General features: G+C 64.2%; 16 protein-coding genes and 3 pseudogenes. 8 read left to right on the top strand and 11 right to left on the bottom strand.

Annotation, left to right across the window (positions count from 1 at the left end):
- Window positions 1-41 precede the first annotated feature (41 nt).
- The 4 genes from C9I57_RS30160 to C9I57_RS30145 are packed head-to-tail and all read right to left on the bottom strand — an operon-like array spanning window position 42 to window position 3,541.
- The gene (locus C9I57_RS30160; protein ID WP_107154190.1) at window positions 42-971 is read right to left on the bottom strand and encodes an electron transfer flavoprotein subunit alpha/FixB family protein; all 930 of its coding nucleotides are present in this window, start codon (window positions 969-971) and stop codon (window positions 42-44) included.
- Window positions 972-1,721: an electron transfer flavoprotein subunit beta/FixA family protein gene (locus C9I57_RS30155; protein WP_107154215.1), complete on the bottom strand. Its 750-nt coding sequence runs from the start codon at window positions 1,719-1,721 to the stop codon at window positions 972-974.
- A 33-nt stretch (window positions 1,722-1,754) separates the two neighbouring features.
- On the bottom strand, window positions 1,755-2,333 hold the full coding sequence (locus tag C9I57_RS30150) for a HutD/Ves family protein (protein ID WP_181322007.1): 579 nt from the start codon (window positions 2,331-2,333) through the stop codon (window positions 1,755-1,757).
- 20 nt (window positions 2,334-2,353) lie between these two features.
- Complete coding sequence (locus C9I57_RS30145) at window positions 2,354-3,541, bottom strand: NAD(P)/FAD-dependent oxidoreductase (RefSeq protein WP_107154188.1); 1,188 nt, start codon at window positions 3,539-3,541, stop codon at window positions 2,354-2,356.
- Between the two features lie 390 nt (window positions 3,542-3,931).
- Between C9I57_RS30145 and C9I57_RS30140 the strand changes: the two genes are divergently transcribed.
- The 4 genes from C9I57_RS30140 (at window position 3,932) to C9I57_RS30125 (ending at window position 9,602) form a co-directional block, all read left to right on the top strand.
- Window positions 3,932-5,008 (top strand): ABC transporter substrate-binding protein, encoded by a 1,077-nt coding sequence (locus C9I57_RS30140; protein ID WP_107154187.1) that lies wholly within the window; start codon window positions 3,932-3,934, stop codon window positions 5,006-5,008.
- Window positions 5,009-5,060: 52 nt separating this feature from the next.
- Window positions 5,061-6,134 carry a hypothetical protein gene (locus C9I57_RS30135; protein WP_107154186.1) on the top strand — a complete coding sequence of 358 codons (1,074 nt, stop codon included), beginning with the start codon at window positions 5,061-5,063 and terminating at the stop codon, window positions 6,132-6,134.
- A gap of 32 nt (window positions 6,135-6,166) precedes the next feature.
- A complete protein-coding gene (locus C9I57_RS30130) occupies window positions 6,167-7,711 on the top strand; it encodes an AMP-binding protein (RefSeq protein WP_107154185.1) in 1,545 nt (514 codons plus the stop codon).
- A 217-nt stretch (window positions 7,712-7,928) separates the two neighbouring features.
- Window positions 7,929-9,602: an electron transfer flavoprotein-ubiquinone oxidoreductase gene (locus C9I57_RS30125; RefSeq protein WP_107154184.1), complete on the top strand. Its 1,674-nt coding sequence runs from the start codon at window positions 7,929-7,931 to the stop codon at window positions 9,600-9,602.
- 77 nt (window positions 9,603-9,679) lie between these two features.
- Here the strand turns inward: C9I57_RS30125 and pruA are convergent, their stop codons facing one another.
- The 4 genes and pseudogenes from pruA to C9I57_RS30105 form a co-directional block, all read right to left on the bottom strand.
- Window positions 9,680-11,290 (bottom strand): L-glutamate gamma-semialdehyde dehydrogenase, encoded by a 1,611-nt coding sequence (pruA, locus tag C9I57_RS30120; RefSeq protein ID WP_107154183.1) that lies wholly within the window; start codon window positions 11,288-11,290, stop codon window positions 9,680-9,682.
- Between the two features lie 201 nt (window positions 11,291-11,491).
- Entirely contained in the window at window positions 11,492-12,493 is a 1,002-nt protein-coding gene (locus C9I57_RS30115) for a LysR family transcriptional regulator (RefSeq protein WP_107154182.1), read from the bottom strand.
- Between the two features lie 74 nt (window positions 12,494-12,567).
- Window positions 12,568-13,416 (bottom strand): N-formylglutamate amidohydrolase, encoded by an 849-nt coding sequence (locus tag C9I57_RS30110; RefSeq protein ID WP_107154181.1) that lies wholly within the window; start codon window positions 13,414-13,416, stop codon window positions 12,568-12,570.
- A gap of 174 nt (window positions 13,417-13,590) precedes the next feature.
- A pseudogene (locus C9I57_RS30105) lies at window positions 13,591-14,670 on the bottom strand (porin); the annotation flags it as partial.
- 508 nt (window positions 14,671-15,178) lie between these two features.
- On the opposite strand from C9I57_RS30105, the gene C9I57_RS30100 reads away from it, so the two are divergent.
- Both C9I57_RS30100 and C9I57_RS30095 read left to right on the top strand, forming a co-directional pair.
- Window positions 15,179-15,961, top strand: a complete 783-nt coding sequence (locus tag C9I57_RS30100; protein WP_440130258.1) for a DNA-binding protein — start codon at window positions 15,179-15,181, stop codon at window positions 15,959-15,961.
- Window positions 15,958-17,487, top strand: a complete 1,530-nt coding sequence (locus C9I57_RS30095; RefSeq protein ID WP_107154179.1) for a tyrosine-type recombinase/integrase — start codon at window positions 15,958-15,960, stop codon at window positions 17,485-17,487. Before C9I57_RS30100 ends, C9I57_RS30095 begins: the two co-directional genes overlap by 4 nt.
- Here the strand turns inward: C9I57_RS30095 and C9I57_RS30090 are convergent.
- From C9I57_RS30090 to C9I57_RS30080, 3 genes and pseudogenes are all read right to left on the bottom strand, one after another.
- Window positions 17,448-18,650, bottom strand: coding sequence for a zinc chelation protein SecC (locus tag C9I57_RS30090; protein WP_107154178.1), 1,203 nt, complete (start codon window positions 18,648-18,650; stop codon window positions 17,448-17,450). The two genes, C9I57_RS30095 and C9I57_RS30090, sit on opposite strands and share 40 nt — an antisense overlap.
- Before the next feature lie 29 nt (window positions 18,651-18,679).
- Window positions 18,680-18,805, bottom strand: a complete 126-nt coding sequence (locus C9I57_RS33725; RefSeq protein ID WP_107154214.1) for an SEC-C metal-binding domain-containing protein — start codon at window positions 18,803-18,805, stop codon at window positions 18,680-18,682.
- Window positions 18,806-18,835: 30 nt separating this feature from the next.
- Window positions 18,836-19,048, bottom strand: a pseudogene (locus C9I57_RS30080) (hypothetical protein); the annotation flags it as partial.
- Window positions 19,049-19,128: 80 nt separating this feature from the next.
- Here C9I57_RS30080 and C9I57_RS30075 point away from each other — a divergent pair.
- Together C9I57_RS30075 and C9I57_RS30070 are read left to right on the top strand one after the other, a co-directional pair.
- Complete coding sequence (locus C9I57_RS30075; RefSeq protein ID WP_107154177.1) at window positions 19,129-20,520, top strand: site-specific integrase; 1,392 nt, start codon at window positions 19,129-19,131, stop codon at window positions 20,518-20,520.
- Window positions 20,513-20,875 (top strand): annotated as a pseudogene (locus C9I57_RS30070) (ATP-binding protein); the annotation flags it as partial. The gene C9I57_RS30075 and the pseudogene C9I57_RS30070, both read left to right, overlap by 8 nt.
- Window positions 20,876-20,918: the final 43 nt, after the last annotated feature.

The following is a 20,918-nucleotide window of genomic DNA, read 5'->3' as shown; positions in this document are numbered from 1 at the left end:
GTGAGGATTCCTAAGGAACGCGGCGCGAGCGCAGCAATGCATTACAGCGCTTGTGCGAGAGCGGGCACCGCTTCGAATAGATCGGCGACGAGACCGTAGTCGGCCACGCCGAAGATCGGCGCATCGGCGTCCTTGTTGATGGCGACGATCACCTTCGAGTCCTTCATGCCCGCGAGATGCTGGATCGCGCCCGAAATGCCGACGGCAACATAGAGTTCCGGCGCGACGATCTTGCCGGTTTGCCCGACCTGCAGATCGTTCGGCGCATAGCCTGAATCGACGGCCGCGCGCGATGCGCCGATCGCCGCGCCCAGCTTTTCGGCGAGCGGGTCGAGGCGCGCGAAGTCTTCGGCGCTGCCAAGGCCGCGACCGCCCGAAACGACGACGCGCGCCGAGGTGAGATCGGGCCGGTCGCACGCCGCAATTTCGCGGCGCACGAATGACGAGAGGCCGCTATCGGGCACGGCCGGCGCTTCGGTGATCGAAGCGTTGCCTCCTTGCGCCGATGCCGCTTCGAATGCGGTCGTGCGGATCGTCGCGACCTTGACGGCGTCGCTGGTTTGCACCGTGGCGATGGCGTTGCCGGCGTAGATCGGGCGCTGGAACGTGTCCGGCGCGTCGATGGCGATCACGTCCGAGATTTGCGAGGCGTCGAGCTTCGCGGCCGCGCGCGGCGCGACGTTCTTGCCGAATGCGGTAGCGGGGAAGAACAGATGCGTGTAGCCCGAGGCGAGCGCCACGACCTGGGCGGCCACGTTCTCCGCGAGCGCATCGGCGAGATGTGGCGCATCGATCAGCACGACCTCGTCGACGCCCGCCGCATGGCTCGCGGCTTGCGCCACGGCGTTCGCGGCATGGCCCGTCACGAGCACATGCACGCCGTTGCCGATCTGCTTCGCGGCGGCGATCGTGTGCAGCGTCGCAGGCTTCAGTTGACCTTCGCCGTGTTCGGCGATCACGAGAGTTGTCATTCAAATCACCTTCGCTTCGGTTTTGAGTTTTTCGAGGAGCGTGGCCACGTCCGGCACGATCACGCCGGCCTTGCGCACGGGCGGTTCGACCACCTTGAGCGTCTTCAGGCGCGGCGCGGGATCGACGTCGAGTTGCTCGGGCGTAAGCGTTTCGATGGGCTTTTTCTTCGCCTTCATGATGTTGGGCAGCGTGACGTAGCGCGGCTCGTTCGGGCGCAGGTCCGTCGTCACGATAGCGGGCAGACGCAGCGAAACGACTTCGAGACCGCCGTCCACTTCGCGCGTGACGGTGGCCGTGCCGTCGCCGATTTCGATTGCGCTCGCGAACGTCGCTTGCGGCCAGTCGAGCAGGGCGGCGAGCAACTGGCCGGTTTGACCCGCGTCGTCGTCGATGGCCTGCTTGCCGAGAATCACCAGTTGCGGCTGCTCTTTCTCGATCACCGCTTTGAGCAGCTTCGCGACGGCGAGCGGCTGCAATTCCACGGCGGTTTCCACGAGGATGCCGCGGTCCGCGCCGATGGCGAGCGCGGTGCGCAGCGTTTCCTGGCTTTGCGCGACGCCGCACGAGACGGCCACGACTTCGGTGGCCTGGCCCGCTTCCTTGAGCCGCGTGGCGGCTTCGGTAGCGATTTCGTCGAAGGGGTTCATCGACATCTTGACGTTGCCGATATCGACGCCGCTGCCGTCCGCCTTCGCGCGGACCTTCACGTTGTAATCGACGACGCGTTTTATTGCGGTAATCACTTTCATGCTGGTTTCCTCGGAATACTCAAATGCATTCATTCATGTTGATGCCGATGTTGACCCGTCAGGCGACAAGGTGACGAGCACGATGCGCGCGCGAGGTGTGGCAGGCGCAACGTGCAGCGGCGCGCGCAGGCCGGTGAACGTGGCGTATTCGCCCGATTCGAGCCGCGTGCTTTCGGCCGCGTGAGTGTGGATTGCGCAGGCGCCTTCGAGCGCGAGCACGAGCGCTATGTCACCCGCGGCCACGCTCGCGGGCGCGCTGAGCGCGCGCACCGCGACGCGATACTTTTGCTGCGTGCTCATCACGTTGAGCACCGTGACCGCGCCGCCTGCGAGGCGCGCTTCCCACGCTGCGTTGCCCGTGTATTCCACGGCTTCGTTCGGCGCGAGCGACACTTCCAGCGCGCCTTCGCGCAGCACGACGCCCGCGCCGCGCAGCACGAACGACACGCGCGTCATGCCCGCAAAACGCGAGTACGGACCGTCACGCTCGACTTCGGCGATGCTCACGCGCCATGCGTCGCCGCTCGCGGCAAGCGTGCGCGTCACGCCGCCGCCGTTGCGCCACGGTTCGGGCGGCAGCGAGGCGAGCGCGCGCACGTTGGCAATGGTCATCGGCACGGGCTCGCGCATGCTCACGACACGGCGCCCAGGCCGTACTTGCCCGTGAGTAGCGCGCCGGTCTCGAAGCGCTCGATCGAATACGGGGTGAGCGAAACGTCGGTCGGCAAGCCGAGTGCTTCCTGGGCGAGCACGCGGCCCACCGTTGGCGAAAGCTTGAAGCCGTGGCCCGAGAAGCCATAGCCGACCACGAGGCCTTCGATGCCGGGCAGACGGCCCAGCACCGGATTCCAGTCGGGCGTGACGTCATAGACGCCCGTCCACGACGACGCGATCCCCGCCGTTTCGTAGGCCGGGAAGCGCTCGGCCACCTGCGCGCCGACTTCTACGACATAGTCCATCGGAATGTCGCCTTGCTCGGTTTCGGCGGCGGTGAGTTTTTCCCCCACGATGCCTTCGCTCACCAGCATCTGGCTGCCGCCGTAGCTGCGGTAATAGAGCATGCCGGGCGAGGCCAGGTCCTTGAAGACGGGCATCGAGAACGTGTATTTCGCCGCGTCGCATTCGAGCGCGAGCACAGCGTGGCGCTCCGGCATCACGGGCAGGTTACGGCCGGTCCAGCCCGCGAGTTCGGGCGTCCAGATGTTCTGCGTGCTGACGACCATACCCGCCGCGAAGTCGCCCGCGCTCGTCGATACGCCGACCACGCGGTTGCCTTCGAACAGGATCTTGTTGACGGCCACGTTCTCGCGGATCGTCACGCCGCCGCGGCGCGCAGCGCGCGCGAAGCTGGTGGCGACGAGGTACGCATCGGCGAAGCCGGCTTCGGGCTCGTAGCCGATCAGCGCGGCGTCGTCGAAACGGGCGATCGGCAGCAGTTCGTGCGCGGTCTTCGCGTCGAGCAATTCGAGCGGCACCCCCTGGGCTTTTTGCTGATCGAGCGACGCGCGCAGCGGTTCGAGCTTGTCGCCTTCGCTCGCCACGATGATGTAGCCGCACTTCACGAGTCCGCAGGATGCTTCGTCGTCGCCGAGATAAGCCGGGAAATTGTTGAAGACTTCCCAGCTCTTGAGCGCGAGCTCCACGTTTTCCTTGACGGAATAATGGGTGCGCAAGATCCCGGACGACTGAGAAGTCGTCCCGGCGCCTATCGTGCCGCGATCGAGCACCAGCACGTTCTTCGTGCCGAGTTTCGCGAGCTGAAATGCGACGGAGCTGCCGATAACGCCAGCGCCAATCACGATCACATCATATTTGTTCACGGTTTTGCGTCCTTTCCTGAGCAAAGGTTATGGGGCGAAGTGTGAAACGCCATAAACCGCGGGGCGCCAATATAAGCAGGATCGATGATTAGTAAAAGCGGCCGTCGCACTGGCACGCCGCGCAGGCTGGTTTGCGTGGAATTCGGGTGCTATCCGTGCGGTTTTGGGGCGCCTTGCCGTCTGCTCGCCTGGCAATTTCGCATTCACCGCGACGCGCACAGGATCACTGGGCCTTATTCATTAAATAAGCACGGGTGCTCGATGTCACCCACCGAATTGTGGCTGCATAGCTTCGATGTCACGGCTCGCTCCACGCCGAACCCAGAACCGGCGATCGTGCCGTGACTCGCCGGGCATGTCATTCCAACCACAGTTGTGAGAAGACACGCTATGTCAAAGCTTCGTAAGGAAGGGGTCTCAACGGAACGCAGGCAATTCGTCGCGGGTTTATCGAGTCTCGCGCTGGCCGCCGCCGCTGCGCCGGCCATTCTCACATCGAGAAATGCGATCGCCGCCGGAGGGCAGATGACGCTCGTGAGTTGGGGCGGCGCGTACCGGCAGGCCGTGGAAGAGTCGGTCGTCAAGCCGTTCATGAAAGAGACCGGTGTTCAGGTCACGATCATCGATACGCCCGATCTCGCCAAACTCAAGGCGCAGATCCAGACCAACAACGTGCAGTGGGACGTGTTCGACGCCCCCAATGCGCTCGGCGTGGCCGGCGCGAACGCGGGATTCTGGGAACCGCTCGATCTCTCGATGTTCGACCGTGGCGACCTCGTCATCGACATCAAGAACAATCTGCTGCCCTGGTACGTGTTCGTGGGCGGGGTTGCGTGGGATCCGGCGAAGTATCCGCACGGCAAGCACCCGCGCAACTTTCGCGAGTATTTCGACGTCAAGGCGTTTCCCGGCCGCCGCACGTTCCGCAACCGCCCCAGCGAAACCTTCGAAGCCGCACTGCTCGCCGACGGCGTTTCGCCGAAGCAACTCTATCCGCTCGACGTGGACCGCGCCTTTCGCGTGCTGGAGCGCATCAAGCCGCACGTGGTGAAGTGGATCGACCAGACGCCGCAAACGCTCACGCTGCTGCAAACGGGCGAAACCGATTTCAGCTACACCTACGCCTCGCGCGTCAAACCCGCGAAGGCGTCGGGGCAATCCGTCGATTTTTCGTTCGACCAGACCGTGAACGGCTTCGAATATCTCGCCATCGTGAAGAACGCCCCGAACAAGGCGAACGCGATGAAGTTCCTTGCGTTCGCCGCGCGCCCCGACCGGCAGGCGGCCTTCATGGAATTGATCGGCAACACGCCGGGCAGCAAGAAAGCCCTCACGTTGATGAGCCCCGAAAGCCGCAAGTGGATTCCCGACCTGCAATCGGAAAACAGCGTGCTGATGGACGACGCATGGTGGGCAACGAGTTTCGACGAAGTCACGCGCCGCTTCAAGGAATGGACGATGTCGTGAGTGTGGCCGCAGCACCGGTGGAAAGTCGCCAAAACTGAAAACAGGAGGAAGCATGGAAGCGAAGCAGTTCGGCAAAGACGATATGGCAGCACTGAAAAAGCGTGTCGACATTGCGGGGGCATTCGGCTGGTCGGTCGTATCGGGCGTGACGGCTATCGTCCTGCGCGAGAAGGGCGAGGCCGCGCTCAACAACGTATGGCGCACGCTGATGGCGGCGGAGCAATCGCAGCGCTTCGTCGAAGCGCTGGAAAAGCTCGGCATTCGCAACGATCCGCCTGCGGTGACGGCCGCGAAGTATCACTACTTCAGTAATTCGATCGGCGGGCTCACGCTGCAATATGTCGAAGAAACGCCGAAGAAAGTCTGGATCCGCTATATGCCGCCGTGGGGGACGTTTCCGGGTATTTCCGCCCTGGCCGTGCCTTCATCTGTACGGCGAACGATTCTCTCTACATGGCATCCGCGCAATGGCGAATTGATCGGCTGTCCGAGACTCGGGTGGGTGGCGACGAAGTTCGTCGCGGAAGGTCACCCGTACGATGAAGGCTATTTCATGGAGTACGACCACGACCTGAGGCCGGAAGAGCGTTTTCGCGTGGAGCATGTCGATCGTTCGCCCGAGTTCGATGCGGCGAAGGCGCCGAAGCTCGACCCGTCTCAGTGGCCCGAAGCGCGCATCTTGAAGGGCAGCGCGAACTACGCGGCCGACTATGTGAAGCACGCGATCGAAGTCGTGGTGAGTCAGTTCGGCATGCATGCGGCGAGCCATCTGGTCGCATCGGCGATGAAACTGCTGGCCGTGCAGTTCACGCCGTCGCTGAAGGCTGCAACGGAGGTGGAGGGCAATAGCCCGGCAGCGCTCGCACAAACCTATGCAACGATCATTGGCGCGTTCAAGAATGCGCCGCACTGGAAGGCGCTGAGCGAAGACGTTGCCGAACTGAGCTTTGAAACCTTCGAGCCGTTCCCGTACCCGCACTCGGCGCAGATGCGCGCGGCCGTGTTCGCGTACTTCGAGATGAGCGTACGCACGCTCAACGGCCATGTGCGGCTCGCGCGCCACTACGACGAGGCGAGCGGTTTCGAGCGCTGGACCTTCACCGACACGAAAACGTGGCTCTGGTAAGTGGCCCGGCCAACGCAACGAGGATACGATCGATGGCGCATTTCTCGGCAGATGACAACATCCCCAAACTGCTGCGCGACTGCGCGGCAGGCAATCCCGAACACGTGTTCTGCCGTTCGGGCGAAGTCTCGCTCACCTACGCCGAACTCAACGTGCGCGTGAACCGGCTCGCCAACGGTCTCTCGCGTCTTGGCGTGCGCGCGCAAACCCGCGTGGCGGTGATGCTTTCTCACCACGTGGATCATGCGCTTGCGTACTTCGCGCTGTGCAAGCTCGGCGCGGTGCAGGTGCCGGTCAACGTGCATCTGAAAGGCGCGGCGCTCGAACACGTGCTGGTGGACTCGGAGCCCGCGATCGCGCTGGCGGACGACGTGTATGCGTCGTCGCTCGACCCGGCGGCGGCGCGCTTGGCAGGCTTGCGCGTGATCTGGCGCCCGGAAAATGGCGGCGGCGAGTTCGCGCGCCTGTGCGACGACCCGGACGAATCCGAGCCGGAATTCGCGGCGCAGGATGCGGACTTGCGTGCGATTCTCTACACCTCGGGCACGAGCGGCCCCGCCAAGGGTGTGCTGATGAGCGATCGCATGTATCGTGCGGCGGCGCTCGGCTCGTCGTGGATCGGCTCCATCACGCCGGGCAGCGTGTTGCATTTCTGGGACCCGATCTATCACGTGTTCGGCAGCGAAGTGCTCGTGATGGCGCTGATGCAACCCATTACGCTCGCCTTCGTGCCGCGCTTCAGCGCCTCGGGTTTCTGGGACGAAGTCGCGCGTTACCGCGCCACGCATCTGCATTTCGTGGGCGGCGTGCTGCAACTGCTGCTCAAGCAACCGCCTTCGTTGCGCGACCGCGATCATACGTTGCGCGTGGCGTGGGGCGGTGGCGCGCCGGTGGAAGTGTGGCAAGCGTTCGAGGAGCGTTTCGGCATTCCCTTGCGCGAAGGCTACGGCATGACCGAAACATCGAGCTTCAGCGTCGTCAATCTCGACGGCCGGGTCGGCTCGATCGGCAAGGCCGTCGACTATTTCGACGTACAGATCGTCGGCGACGATGATTGCCCGTTGCCGCCCGGATCGGTTGGCGAAATTCGCGTGGCGGCGCGCGAGCCAGGCACTATCACCGAGGGCTATTTCCGCAACCCGGAAAAAACGCGCGAAACATTGCGTCACGGCTGGCTCTATACGGGCGACCTCGGGCGTCAGGACACGGAAGGCTATTTCTTTTTCCTCGGCCGCAAGAAGGACAGCGTGCGGCGTCGCGGCGAAAACATCTCGGCGTGGGAGGTCGAGAACGTCGCGAACGGCCATCCCGATGTCGAGGAAAGCGCGCTGATCGGTGTGACCAACGAGTTCGGCGACGAAGACCTGAAGCTGTTCGTCAAGCTGCGTCCGGGCGCTGCCGCGTTCACGCCCGAAACGTTCGTTGCGTGGTGCGAGGCGAACATGGCGAAGTTCCAGGTGCCGCGTTTCATCGCGCTCGTCGACGAATTTCCGAAAACGCCCACGCAGCGCATCCAGAAGCAGTCGCTGTCGAAGCGTATCGACGATTGTTGGGACGCGCTCGCATCGCCGCGCTGAATCGGGCCCGCCAGGCGCCCAAGGCCAACGCGAACTTGAATGCTGCATAAGCGCGGGTGATGTCCCGCGCATCCGGTACTTGGCGACGTAGGATGGATTTCAGGCCGGTCGTGCCGCTTCGCGCGGCGCGTGCCGGGAATTCCACAAGGCCGCGGCCCGCGTTGCATTCACGCGTGCGCGAGCGGCAGCCATCCCACACAGTCAAATATCGGTCGAAATGGACACCAACAACTTCGCAGCGCGGTTCGGCCCGCGCGAATCGATGGAGTATGACGTCGTCATCGTCGGCGGAGGGCCGGCCGGTTTATCCGCCGCCATTCGTCTCAAGCAGATGGCGCAGGAACGCAACACGGAATTGAGCGTGTGCGTGCTAGAAAAGGGCTCGGCCATTGGCGCGCATACGCTCTCGGGTGCGGTCATGGACCCGAGAGCGCTTTCCGAACTGATTCCCGACTGGAAGGAACGCGGCGCGCCGCTCGACGTGCCGGTCACCGAAGACCGCTTTCTTTTCCTTTCCGAACGCAGCGCGAGGCCGGTACCCAACTGGCTGCTGCCCGACAACTTCAAGAACCACGGCAACTACGTCGTGAGCCTCGGCAGCGTGACGCGCTGGCTCGCCGAACAGGCTGAAACACTGGGCGTCGAGATCTTCGCGGGCTTCGCGGCGACGGAAGTTCTCTACGGCGAACACGGTGAAGTACGCGGCGTGGCGACAGGCAACATGGGCGTCGGCAAGGACGGCGAGCCGACCGCGAACTTCCAACTGGGCATGGAACTGCATGCGCGGTATACGCTGTTCGCGGAAGGCGCGCGCGGCCACCTCGGCCGTGAACTGATTGCCCGTTTCAAGCTGGACGAAGGCGCCGATCCACAGGTGTACGGCCTCGGCATCAAGGAACTTTGGGAGATCGATCCGGCTTTGCATCAGCCGGGCCTCGTGATCCACACCGCTGGCTGGCCGCTCGAAAGCGACACTTATGGCGGCTCGTTTCTCTATCACCTGAACGACAACCAGGTGGTGGTGGGGTTCGTCGTGGGGCTGGGTTATACGAATCCGTATCTGTCGCCGTTCGAGGAATTTCAGCGCTACAAGACCCATCCGGCGATCCGGCGTTTTCTCGGAGGCGGCCGGCGTCTTTCGTATGGCGCGCGCGCCATCGCGGCGGGCGGACTCATGTCGATGCCGAAGCTCGTGTTCGCCGGCGGCGCGCTGATCGGTTGCGAAGCGGGCATGCTCAACGCCTCGCGCATCAAGGGCAGTCATGCGGCGATCGCCTCCGGCAAGATGGCCGCGCAAGCCGCGTTCGACGCGCTGCAAGCAGGGCGCGGCAACGACACGCTCGACGCGTATCCCGAAGCATTCGAGCAATCGTGGCTCAAGGAGGAGCTGCATCGCGCGCGCAATTTCAAGCAATGGATGAGCAAGGGGCTTTACTTCGGCAGCGTGATGGTTGGCGTCGAGCAGAAGATGCTGGGCGGGCGCGTGCCATGGACGCTCCATCATCATCATTCGGATAACGAAACATTGCGTCCGGCGGCGCAATGTAAACCGATCGCATATCCGAAGCCCGATGGAAAACTCACGTTCGACCGGCTTTCTTCGGTGTTTCTCTCGAACACGAATCACGAAGAGAACCAGCCCGTGCATCTCACGCTCAAGGACGCCAGTGTGCCCGTGCGCGTGAATCTCGAACGCTACGCCGGACCGGAAGCGCGCTTTTGCCCCGCGGGCGTGTATGAGTTCACGCAGGCTACAGCAGGCGAAAGCGCACTCGTGATCAACGCGCAGAACTGCATTCACTGCAAGACCTGCGATATCAAGGACCCGACGCAGAACATCGTTTGGGTCGCGCCAGAAGGGGGCGGCGGTCCAAATTATCCGAACCTGTAAGGCAAAAGGGCTCATCTTGCGATGAGCCCTTCTTCATGGCGTCCCGGCGATGCAGGGACGCCGCAGCCAGTGTGCGCTTACGCGCCGAAGCGCCACTCGCGCGTGGGCAGATAGGTTTCCTTCACGACGCGCGGCGACGCCCAGCGCAGCAGGTTCAGATACGACCCGGCCTTGTCGTTGGTGCCGCTCGCGCGGCCGCCGCCGAACGGCTGCTGGCCGATCATGGCGCCGGTCGGCTTGTCGTTGAGGTAGAGGTTGCCCGCGGCGTTCACGAGCACGTCTTCGGCCTGATGCAGCGCGAAGCGGTCGGTGCAGAAGATCGAGCCGGTAAGCGCGTAAGGGCTGGTCGAGTCGATCAACGTGAGCGTGCTGTCCCACGCGTTGTCTTCGTAGACGAACACCGAAAGGATCGGCCCGAACAGTTCCTCGGTCATCAGCGAGTGCTTCGGATCGTTCACTTCGAGCACGGTCGGTTCGACGAAGTAGCCAGGCTCCGACCACGTTTTGCCACCGCTCACGAATGTCACGGCGGAGTCGTCCTTCGCCGCTGCCAGTACACGGCTCAGCTTCTGGTGCGAGGCTTCGGAAATCACGGCGCCCATGAACGTGCTGAAATCGGCCACGTCGCCCACCTTCAGTTCGGCGAGACGCTCGCGCAACTCGTTACGCACCGCCGACCACAAGCTGCGCGGAATATAGGCGCGCGAGGCTGCACTGCACTTTTGCCCTTGATAGCCGAATGCGCCGCGAATCAGGGCGATCGCCACTTCGGACGGATGCGCCGACGCATGCGCGAGCACGAAGTCCTTACCGCCCGTTTCGCCCACGAGGCGCGGAATCGTGCGGAACGAATCGACCTTCGACGCCACGCCCTTCCAGATCGACTGGAACACCGCCGACGAGCCCGTGAAGTGAATGCCGGCGAGATCTGGCGAGGCCATCGCTACGCGCGTGGTGAGTTCGGCTTCGCCCGGCACGAAGTTGATCACGCCCGGCGGCAGCCCCGCTTCTTCGAGTGCTTCGAAGAAGATGTAGTTGGCGAGCGCCGATTTTTCGGAGGGCTTCCACAGCACGGTGTTCCCCATGATGGCGGGCGCCGTGGTCAGGTTGCCGCCGATGGCCGTGAAGTTGAACGGCGAAACAGCGTAGACGAAGCCTTCGAGCGGGCGCCAGTCGGCGCGGTTCGCGGCGTTGGCCACCGACATCGGCTGCTCCGCGTACACGCGTTGCGCGTTGTAGGCGTTGAAACGCAGGAAATCGATCAGCTCGCAGGCGCTGTCCGGCTCGGCTTCTTCCACCGTCTTACTTTGCCCCAACATCGTTGCGGCATTGATCTTCATGCGCGAACGCGTCGCGATGATGTCGGCGGCGCGATGCAGGATCGTGGCGCGGCTGGCGTGCGTGAGTTTGGCCCAGTCCTTCGCCACGCGCTTGCCGCTATCGACCGCCTGCTGGATCTGCGTTTCGCTCGGACGGTGAATGCGGGCGAGCACGCGCTGCGTGTCGTGCGGCGCGCGCACTTCGACGACGTCGTTCGAGAAGTAGCGCTTGCCGTCGATCACGGTGGGAATGTCGACTACGTCGCGCTGTTCGAGCGCCTTGCGCAGCTCCGCTTGCGCCTGCGTGCCCGTGCCGAAATGCACTTCGGGTTCGTTCGCGGGCAACGGGAATTGAGGACCTGAAATCACACTGGCTCCTGAGGGAAGGGGATTCGGAAGGGGATTCGAAAACACCGCCGCCGTTGTGGTTTGCGAGCGGCGCCGCAGGCGAGGCTCAGTGTAGAGACTAAAGGACGGGCGGCAAACCGGGCGTTGCTAAACCTCGACTTATGCTTTGGATCGGCGAGCGTTATGGAAGTGCCGGAGCCCGCGGGGAGCATGCGGCGCGCGTCATTGCTCGTCGGGGATACAGACTTCCTCGGGCGCGAGCGCGAGTGCTTTGGCGATGTCGCGCGACACTTGGCGATCGAAAGCGCGTCTGAGCAGATCGTAGAGATCGGCGGGCAGATGGCCGAGTTCGTTCTCGCGGGATGCGAGAAAGAACGAGCGGCTCAGGCTCTGGTAAGGATGGCCGTGCCGCGAGAGCGACGACAGGGCGACCACGCGCAGATCGGGCACGTAATGGCGCGACTGCCACAGGCACAGCGGCGTGGTCACCGCGAAGCCAAGGCCGGCGGCAACGAGACTCAGCATCGGGTCGGTGGCGTCGAATTCGCAGGTGCGTTCGATGTTTTCGGCGTTGGCGGCGAGGTAGGCATCGACGTGTTGGCCGATGACCGAGCGCGCGCTGTAGCGGATCAGTTGAAGCTGGCGGCTCAGTTCGGTGAGCGTCGTGAAGCGGTCCATTTCGAAGCTGCGCGGCAGCACGACCACGTACGGTTCCGAAAACAGCTTCTGGCGGCGAATGCCTAGCACCTGCGAAAGCTCGGTGGTCGTCACGGCCATGTCGAGCTGGCGCGCTTCGAGCTGCGCGTCGAGCGTGGGCGTGATGCCCGACCACAAACGGATTTGATGCGAAGTGCCCGCGAGCGCCTTGATGATGATCGGGCCGATGGTGGCCGCGAAGGAGTCGACGCACCCGAGACGCACGACGACCCGCTTGGCGCGTGTGACGTTGCGCACGGCTTCGACCATCTGGTCCGCACCTTGCAGTAGCACCGTTGCATGTTCGAACAGGCGTTGACCGGCGGCCGTGGGACGCGCGGGGCGCGTGGCGCGATCGAGCAAGGTGGTGTCGAGGATGCTTTCGAGCGCCTTGATGCGCTGTGATACGCCTGCCTGCGAGATCGCGAGGCGACTCGCCGCGTCTGAAATCGAACCCGATTCGACGACGGCCACCCAGCTCGCGAGCAGATCCCAGTCCGGATAGTGTTCAGGTGCGCTTTCTTTCATGGTTGCCTGCGACGTGACAGCCAAAATGTTACACGGTTGCCAGGGCGCACATATTGGGGAATGACGCACCGCGGTTACTTCGGCGACCGGTCGGCGTGGGCTGGCGTTGGCGTTTGCGCTTGCTCGGCTGGCAAGCGTGCGAGTGCGTCCTCCAGCGCGTCGAGCAGCGCACTGAGCGTGGCGGTGGCTTCGGCGCCTTCGTCCTGCTCGCGTTCGTATTCGAGCGCCGTGCGCCAGCGACCCGCAATTTCCATTTCGATGGCATGGACGCCTTCGGTGGGCGAGCCGTAGTGCTGCGCCGCGAATACATCCGCGACCTTGCCATTCACGACCCACGAGCGGTCGTGCTCGCCTACGGTGTCCGTGAGCGCGGACACCAGTTGCCTGTCGCATGAGCGGCCGCGATTGCTGCCGACGTTGCAGTCGAGCGCGCCGCTTTGGTCGCGATACGGCGAGAGCCAGTAGCTCGCGTGCGAAACGAGCAGCAGCACGTGTGCGTGTACGCTGCGCAAGCGTTCGATTTCCGCCGCCACGGCCGCGTGAAAGGGGCGCCAGTAGTGTTCGACGCGGGCTTCGACCTCGCGCTCGGAAGGCGGGTGCGAGTCGTCATAGAGCGGCTCGCCGCGCGACGTGTGCGTCCGGCACAGGCCGCTGCGGTTCAGGCGCAACGATAGCGGACGGTTTTCCGTTGCCACGTTGAAGTCGATGACGCAGGGATGGTAGCGCGCGCCGATCGTGGTGATGCCGTGCTTCGCGGCGAGGGCTTCGAGCGCGAGACCCGCCGGATCGGCCATGCGTCCTTCGATCGCGGCCCATGATGCGTTGCTCAGGAGCTCGCTGGGAATCCGGGTCCCGCTATGCGGCGTGACAAGGACAAGCGGTGAATCGGCACGATAAACGTGCCCGAAAGCCAGGCTCTGCATGTTCAATACCCTCGGGTTCGCTTGTGCACATGATTGCGGGCAGCGGCGTGCCGGCCTTGAGCGCGGCGCGTATTGTCTCACCATAGCCGAACCCGCTGCGAAATGCCGGTGCGTAAGTGGCGCTGTTCCTAACCATAAGCGCCGCTTACGCAAATACACCGACGTTTGCGCGGTTTAGAAGCGGTGCCGTATCCCGACAACCGCCATGACCTGATTTTGTGTGGTCGAAGCGGTGAGGAAATTGATGTTCGCGACCGCCTTCGCCCCCGTCGAATCGGTGCCGGATGCGTGCTGGTAGACCGCGTCGGCGTACAAGTCGGTGCGCTTCGAAAGGAAATAATCGGCGCCGATTACCCCTTGGTGATATTTCGCGCTGTTCACGCCATAGCCCTTGGTGTAGTCGTAGGCCACGCCCAGCAGCAGCGCCGAAGTGAGCTGATAGCGGAAATTTGCCTCGACGTTGTGGAATTTCGCGTCGCCGCCTGCACCCGTGGCGGGCAGTCCGGCGAGCGCGCCGATGTCCTTGAACTGCGTGTTGCTGTACGTCACGCCGAAGGTCGCCGCTTCGTAGGTATATTGCGCGCCCGCGACGATGACCTGCTGCGTTTTCGCCGATGCATCACCGGAGTACACCCGGCTCGACGTCATGTTCGACCCCGTGGTGCTCGACGTCGAGTTATTGCCGAAGTACGAGTAATTCGAGTCCCTCGCATTGAGGTCGGAAACGCCGAGCACGAGTGGCCCGCGCGCGTAGTTGGCGCCGAGCGACCAGATCTGGTTGCGGCTGAACTGGCCCGCAACGCCGCCGAGGCTGTAAAGGCCGCCGAACGTGAAGCCGCCGTAAGAGAGGCTCTTGTACTTGATCGCGTTGTTGACGCGGTTGGTGCCGTTCAGGTTGTCGAGATCGCCGGGGTGCACGCCGAAGTAGGGCGCCCACGCGTTGGCGGCTTCGAACATGTACGTGGAGTCCGTCACGGAATCGTATTGGCGGCCCAGCGTGATCGTGCCGAGATTCGAAGACGAAAGCCCCACATAGGCCTGGCACCCGAATTCGTCGCCGCCCTGGCCGAGCTTGCCCGTCGCCACGCTGAAGCCGTTTTCCAGCACGAACAGCGTCTTGAGCCCGCCGCCGAGATCTTCGTTGCCGCGCAGGCCCCAGCGGCTGCCCTGAATATTGCCGCTGTTCATCTGATACTGGCTATGGCCGCCGGCGTTGTTGGCGTAGACCACGCCGACATCGATCAAACCGTATAGGGGTCCCCGTGCTTTTCGTGCCGTTTACCGGGCTAGCGGCGTCTAGGCGTGACAAGGCTTTTCGGTCGGACCCTAAAACAATATTCTTTTAAATCAATCACCTGCTGTCTGGTCTTTCTGTGCCACGTGAAGACCTCTCCGAAGGGGCTTGTCCGGCCGTTCGAGGTCCCGGCTGGCCCGCATGGCGACGATAAGATCGTCTTATCCGCGATGGCTCGATCTTTCCCGCTCAAAATCCGCTTTTCTAACGTTAGATTTGTATTGAATAATTGGCCGGAAATCCGCGATTTCCCTTTCCGGAGCCTTGCATGCCCCGTCCGGCCCGCGCCACCCCTGGCCAGATCCGTGCCACCGTGCTCGCGATGCTCGCCGAGGCCGGTGACGCGGCGCCTGTGACCGGCGCGCGCTTCCGGCAACTCGTGTCGGTGCGCAAACTGCGCGCGCGGCTCGGCGCCGGCGACCCGGCCACCCTCGCACGTGCGCTGAACGCCACATCGAGGCCGAAGTCGTGCGCGCGGGCCTGGCCGACATCGCGATGCCCGGCATTCCCCCCGATATTGCCGAGCAGCTGCGCGCGCTCTGGCAGGCGGCCGTCACGGTCCAGCTCGACGACGTTGTGCGCCTGAAGGCGGACGCGCAACAGGCAATCGCTGCGGCCGATGCCGCGTGTACCGACGCGCAGCTACGCGTCGAGCTGCTGCGGCAGGAGCTCACCGAGCTGCGCACGGTCCTCACGGGCCGCGATGCGGAGCTGGCCGATCTGCGCGCGCAGCACACCCTGATCCGGGAACGCTGTGCCGCGCTCGAGGCGACACTGCAGGACCGGCAGGACCGGCAGGACCGGCTCGATGCCGCAGTTGCCGAACGGGAGGCGCTCGAACGCGCGCACGCGGAGTGGCTTGCTGAAGCCCAGCACCGGTACGAAGCGCTGTCGAAGCAGTTGCTGCAGGAAACCGCCCACCAGCGCGCGGCCCTGAAGAAGGAGCACGAGCAGTTCGCGTCGCAGCTAAAGTTCGCCGAGCGGCGCATCGCCGCGCTTGAAGGCGAACGCGAGCGGCTCGAGGCGGAGCTCTTCAGCGAGCGCGCGACGCGCCAGCAGGCGGTTGGCGAGGCGCTCGCGCTCAAAGCCGTCAACTCGAGCCAGCATGCGCAGCTCGACGAGCTGATGCGCGTGGTGTCGGCGCTCGAGGTGCCCCGTCGGGCGCCGGCGGCCTCGCCGGGGCTCGCAACCGCCCGGCGCACGAAGACCACACCGAAAGGCGGCAGCGCCACGCGGCCGAAAAAACGATGAACACGACACCGCACTCAGCCGAGTGGATCGATCACGGCACGACGCCACCGCAGCGCCTGCCGGCCGAGGTCGACGCGGCACTCGCGTATCTGGCCGACGCGCTCGGTCACGTCATCTATACGCGCTGGACGCTCGCCACGATCAAGCAGCGTCACGCCTCGCTCGCCGACGCGAAGACGGCGCGTCCGGCCATCATGCGCCTGTTGCTTGATCATCCCGCCGTAATCGAATACCGGGACCGCGGCCGCGTACGCACGGTTGCCGTGGATGAGGCGCCGGCGCCCGGCGTCGTGTTGGCGCGCGTACTGCACACGCATCGCCGGCGCTTCAGGCCTGCCATCGAAGCCAACAAGCTTGCCGCAACCGGTGAGCCGAAACGAGAGCCGACAGCGCTGATGACCTTGCCCCAGCCGCTTGTCATATGGCTGGCGCGCGCGGGGCGCTTCGCGGCGGTGGCGAGTACCACGAATACGCTCGGCGTCGGCGATGCCGCCCAAGCGGTGGCCCTCTTCCTGCGCGATCGTGCGAGCCGCTCGCCGCACACGCTGCGCGCCTACCGAGCCGAGCTGCGCCGGCTAGTGGCGTGGTGCGAGGCGCATCAGCTTGGGCCGCTCTCCGATTTGACGCGCCACGACCTGCTCGCGTACCGCCAGGCGCTGCGTCAGCCGACACACGAGACGGTGGGTGATGTGCGGCGCCGGGTATCGGAGGCTTTGCAATCCCGCGCGCTGGCCGTAGTCGCGAGCTTGTTCCGCTACTGGACCGAGACCGGGTATCTGAGCGCAAATCCCGCCGCGGGACTGGTGCGCGGCGGGCGTTCGCGCGCGAGCTTCGCACCGAAGCGCATGTTGCCCCCAGCGCTGCTGGCCGCGTGCGATGCGTGGGTGGCCGAAGTCATCGCGGGCGACGAGCCCCTGGTGAGCGCGCGGCGCCGTGCGATCTGGGCGCTGTACCGCTATGCCGGCGTGCGGCTGATTGAGCTCGTGTGGTCCGAAGAGGCGCAGTTGCCGAGGCTCGAGATCGACGACCAAGGCAGCTGGACGCTGACCGTGCTCGGCAAGGGACGCAAGACTCGCGCGATCCCCCTGCCGGTGATCTGCGTGTCCGTGTTACGGACCTACCGTGTGCTGCGCGGCCTGCCGCCGCAACCGCCGCTCTTTGAGCACGCGGCGTTGATCCAGGGACTCAAGGGCGGCTCGCTCAAGGGCTCGGGCCTGTACGACGAAGTCAAGACGATCTTCGTGGCGGCCGCGGAACGTCTTGCGAACACGGACCCTGAGGGTGCCGCGCGCCTGCGGCGGGCGTCGCCGCACCGGCTTCGGCATGCCTACGCGCGGCAGATGATCGTTGACCACCAAGTGCCGTTACCTGCCGCGCAAGCCTTGCTGGGTCATGCCTCGGTGCAGACGACCGCGGCGTACGCGAAAACCGACCTCTCGCAATTGCGCGCCTTCGTCGAGGGGACGTTCGCGTCGCATGAGCCACCTCATTCGGGCACGAGGCCCAGGGCGTCCCAGAGGAACTGAAGCGACACGGGTTCGCGCTGTTGCAACCCGGCCTGCCGGTTCTCATCGTGCTGGTAGGCACGCAGCAGTCCCTTGACACGCTCCAGGCCGGCGGGCGTGGCGATTGCCTCGCGGGGCGATCGCTCGTTCAGGATCGGCAGTGGTTCGTCGGCCCAGTTGGCGTAGATGCGCAGCAGCGCCTGCCGGATGGCCGATGGCGCGAGCTCGGGCGGCACATCGGAGCGGGGTGCGGAAGAAGCATCGCCGCCCAGGTGGCCGAGTGCGCCGACGGGATCCTGAAGGTCGCGGATACGAAATTCGACGGCGTCCGCCATAATCGCCTCGAACCAGGGGCGGCCCTCGTCGGCATGGCGCTGGGTGCGATAGAACACCGTGAGATGTTCCTCGTCGCGTGTGCGGGTGATGCTCGCGGCGCTACGGTTCTGGCCATCGTCGCAGTTGATGCGGCGTTCCCAGCCGTGCTCGGAATTGCCGTCGACATCGGGCTGCGCCGCGAGCACGGCGTTCACCTTGTTCCAGTCGCGCACGCGGTAACGGTCGGTCACGAACAGCAACGGCTCGTTGCTGTAGGCATCCATCAGCGTGGGCAATTCAAGTTCCTCGAAAAACTGCGCGAGCCAGGCGCGGCGGATCATGAAGCTCAGCTCCGAGGCGGACGGCTCTCGCCCGGGTTCGCTGGTTTCGCGGATCCACCGAAGCAGGTTGGAGGCCTGCATCGGGACGAAGGCGTACATCGTGCCTGACAGGACGAAGGTTTCCTTCTCTCGAATGACGCGCAAGCCGATCGTCGACCCGAGCAGGTTGGCTTTGCTGCCCACGCTTTCGGAGATGATCACGGGCTCGGCATCGGGATCGAGCACATCGCACACGGTCATCGATCGTTGAGGCTGCACATCGGTCACGGTATAGAGCCGCAAGGGCGTCGTGGCCAGCTGTGTCAGCCAGGTTCGCTGGGCGTCGCTCAAGGGCAGGCCGCCCGCGCCGAGCAAGAGACCTGCGACACGACGGGACTCGCCATGTATCTGGATCTCGCCTTCGGCCAGCAACCATTCATAGGCCTGACCCGTGATGAAATCGCGAATATCGTCATCCAGGTCGTCGAAATCCTCGAGATCATCGTCGTCGAGGTCTTCGAATAACGCATCGTCAATCGCCTCGCGCACGGCACGTCCGTGCCGGCTCTCCAGCCAGGTCAGTGCACGGGAACAACGCTGGACGGATCCTCCTCGCGGGGATCGGCGGCATTGAGGCAGCAGTGCTTGTACTTCTTGCCGCTACCGCAGGGACAAGGATCGTTGCGGCCGGGTCGATGGGGCATGGTGATCACCGTGGTCACGACAGCCGCATGTTACCTCGCGCGCGCGAGGCCTGACACCGGAACGGCGACGGTGCTGGGCATTAGACGACTCACATATTGAGCGACCGGGAAATCGAACGTACCGCGTAAGTTGATGCCTTCCAGCGCGGTGGGCGCAATGCGGCGCATGTGTTCGGCGACGACCGGCTGCTGGCCAAGCGCCTCGATGGTGTCGAGCGCGCGTTGCATGTGCGTCGTGTATGCGCAAGTCAGTAACGAATTTCTGATACTCGCAGGCTGTGTTACAGAGGACGCCCTCTCAACACACCAGGAGTATCTTGGCGATGACCGCAAGACGAACGACCATCCGGCTACTGCCGCTAACCGAGGTCGTTGACCGCGACACACCCGGCGCGACGCCGGTCAGTATCACGACCCCAGATGGCGGCACCATCTATCACACCGTTCCGCTTGCAGACCCCGACACCGGCAGGCGACGCGACGCCCGCCCGCAGTGGATTGCAAGGACCTTCCCACTGTTCCCTGTGGTCCGTCTCGCTGACGGCGCGCCGTGGGCTGAGGCGAACCTCTGGCTCATCGACATTATGGAGTCGAAGTCGTCGCCCAACATGCTGACGTTCGCCAGCATCGCAGACGACCTGGTGGCGTTCCGTCGTTATCTGGATGACGAGGGCGTCGACTGGCTGGCGTTTCCCGCGAACAAGCGGCAACGTCCGACCTACCGCTATAGCGCCTCGATCAGGCTGGCCGTGCAGGCGGGCGAACTGTCTGCGAGCGTCGCCAGGCGTCGTATTGGTGCCGTGGTGCGTTTCTATCGCTGGCTCATAGCCGAAGCAGGCTTCAAGCCCGCGAACGCGCCGTGGGTCGAATCTGGCCGTTTCATCGAGTTCAGGGACCAGAAGGGCTTCAGCAGCGCGATCGAGGTCAAGACCACCGACCTGTCAATCAGCGGTCGGCGCGCAGACGACCCGTGGGACGACCACATCCAGGACGGTGGTCGCCTGCGCCCGCTGCCCTCTGCCGAGCAGTCGGCGCTGCTTGAATCGTTAGCCGCATTCGGCAACACCGAGATGACGCTTGTTCATCTGTTCGCGCTGTTGACAGGCGCTCGCATCCAGACGGTGCTGACCGTGCGCGCGAAACACGTGATGCGCAAGCCGCGAGAGTTTCACGGTGATGACATCCGGCTCGCCTGCGGGCCAGGTACGGGCGTCGACACGAAGGGCGGCGTCAAGGGCGTGCTGCACCTGCCGCGCGGTTTCTATGAACGGCTGTACATCTACATGCACAGCGATCGCGCGCGCAAGCGTCGCCAGATGGCGGACGGCGGCGATCACCCCGACCAGCAGCTCTTTCTGAGCCATCGCGGTGCGCCACTCTACGAGGATCGCGTGTCGCGCAGCCCGGTCGGCACTGGCCCGCGCGTGCGCCGCCACGTCAAGACTGGGCAGGCCGTACGCCAGTTCATCAGGGACGAACTGTTGCCCATGATGCGCGTGCGACTCGGCAACCCCAGATACGAGTTCAGCTTCCACGACCTGCGCGCGACCTTCGGGTTGAACATGGTCGACGCGATGACAGCGAACGGGACGAAGTACACGCGGGCGCTCGATCAATTGCGGCAGTTGATGTGGCACGTACAACCGTCAATGACTGAACGCTATCTCGCTTACCGCGAGAATCGCAAGCTGTTCGACGCTGTACAGGACGGCTGACTTCTTTAACCGCTACGCGCTGAGCCCGCCGGCCCAGCGCGAGGCGAGGCTGCAGGCCATCCTCGAGAGCGATCTGCTTGTGCTCGACGATCTGTTCCTCTCGCGGACGATCCCCGACGAGGCGGGCGCGTTGCTGCAAACGCTCATCCATCAACGCTACAAGCTGCACCGCAGCGTGGTCGTCACCTCCAACCGGATCGTGCAGGACTGGGGCACCTATCTCGGCGACAACACGATGAGCACCACGATCCTCGACCGGCTCATGCATCATTGCCATCTGCTCGAGTTCAACGGGCGCAGCTATCGCCTCAAGGAGGCCGCCGAAACCCTTGCACGAAAGACGAAAGAGAGCTAAATAACGATCTCGTCCTGCTTCACGGGGTGGGGGAATTTACGCG

Source organism: Trinickia symbiotica (assembly GCF_003028655.1).
Taxonomy (GTDB): Bacteria; Pseudomonadota; Gammaproteobacteria; order Burkholderiales; family Burkholderiaceae; genus Trinickia; species Trinickia symbiotica_A.
Note: the sequence above shows the minus strand (reverse complement) of the source record. Positions and strands in the feature narration are given on the sequence as shown.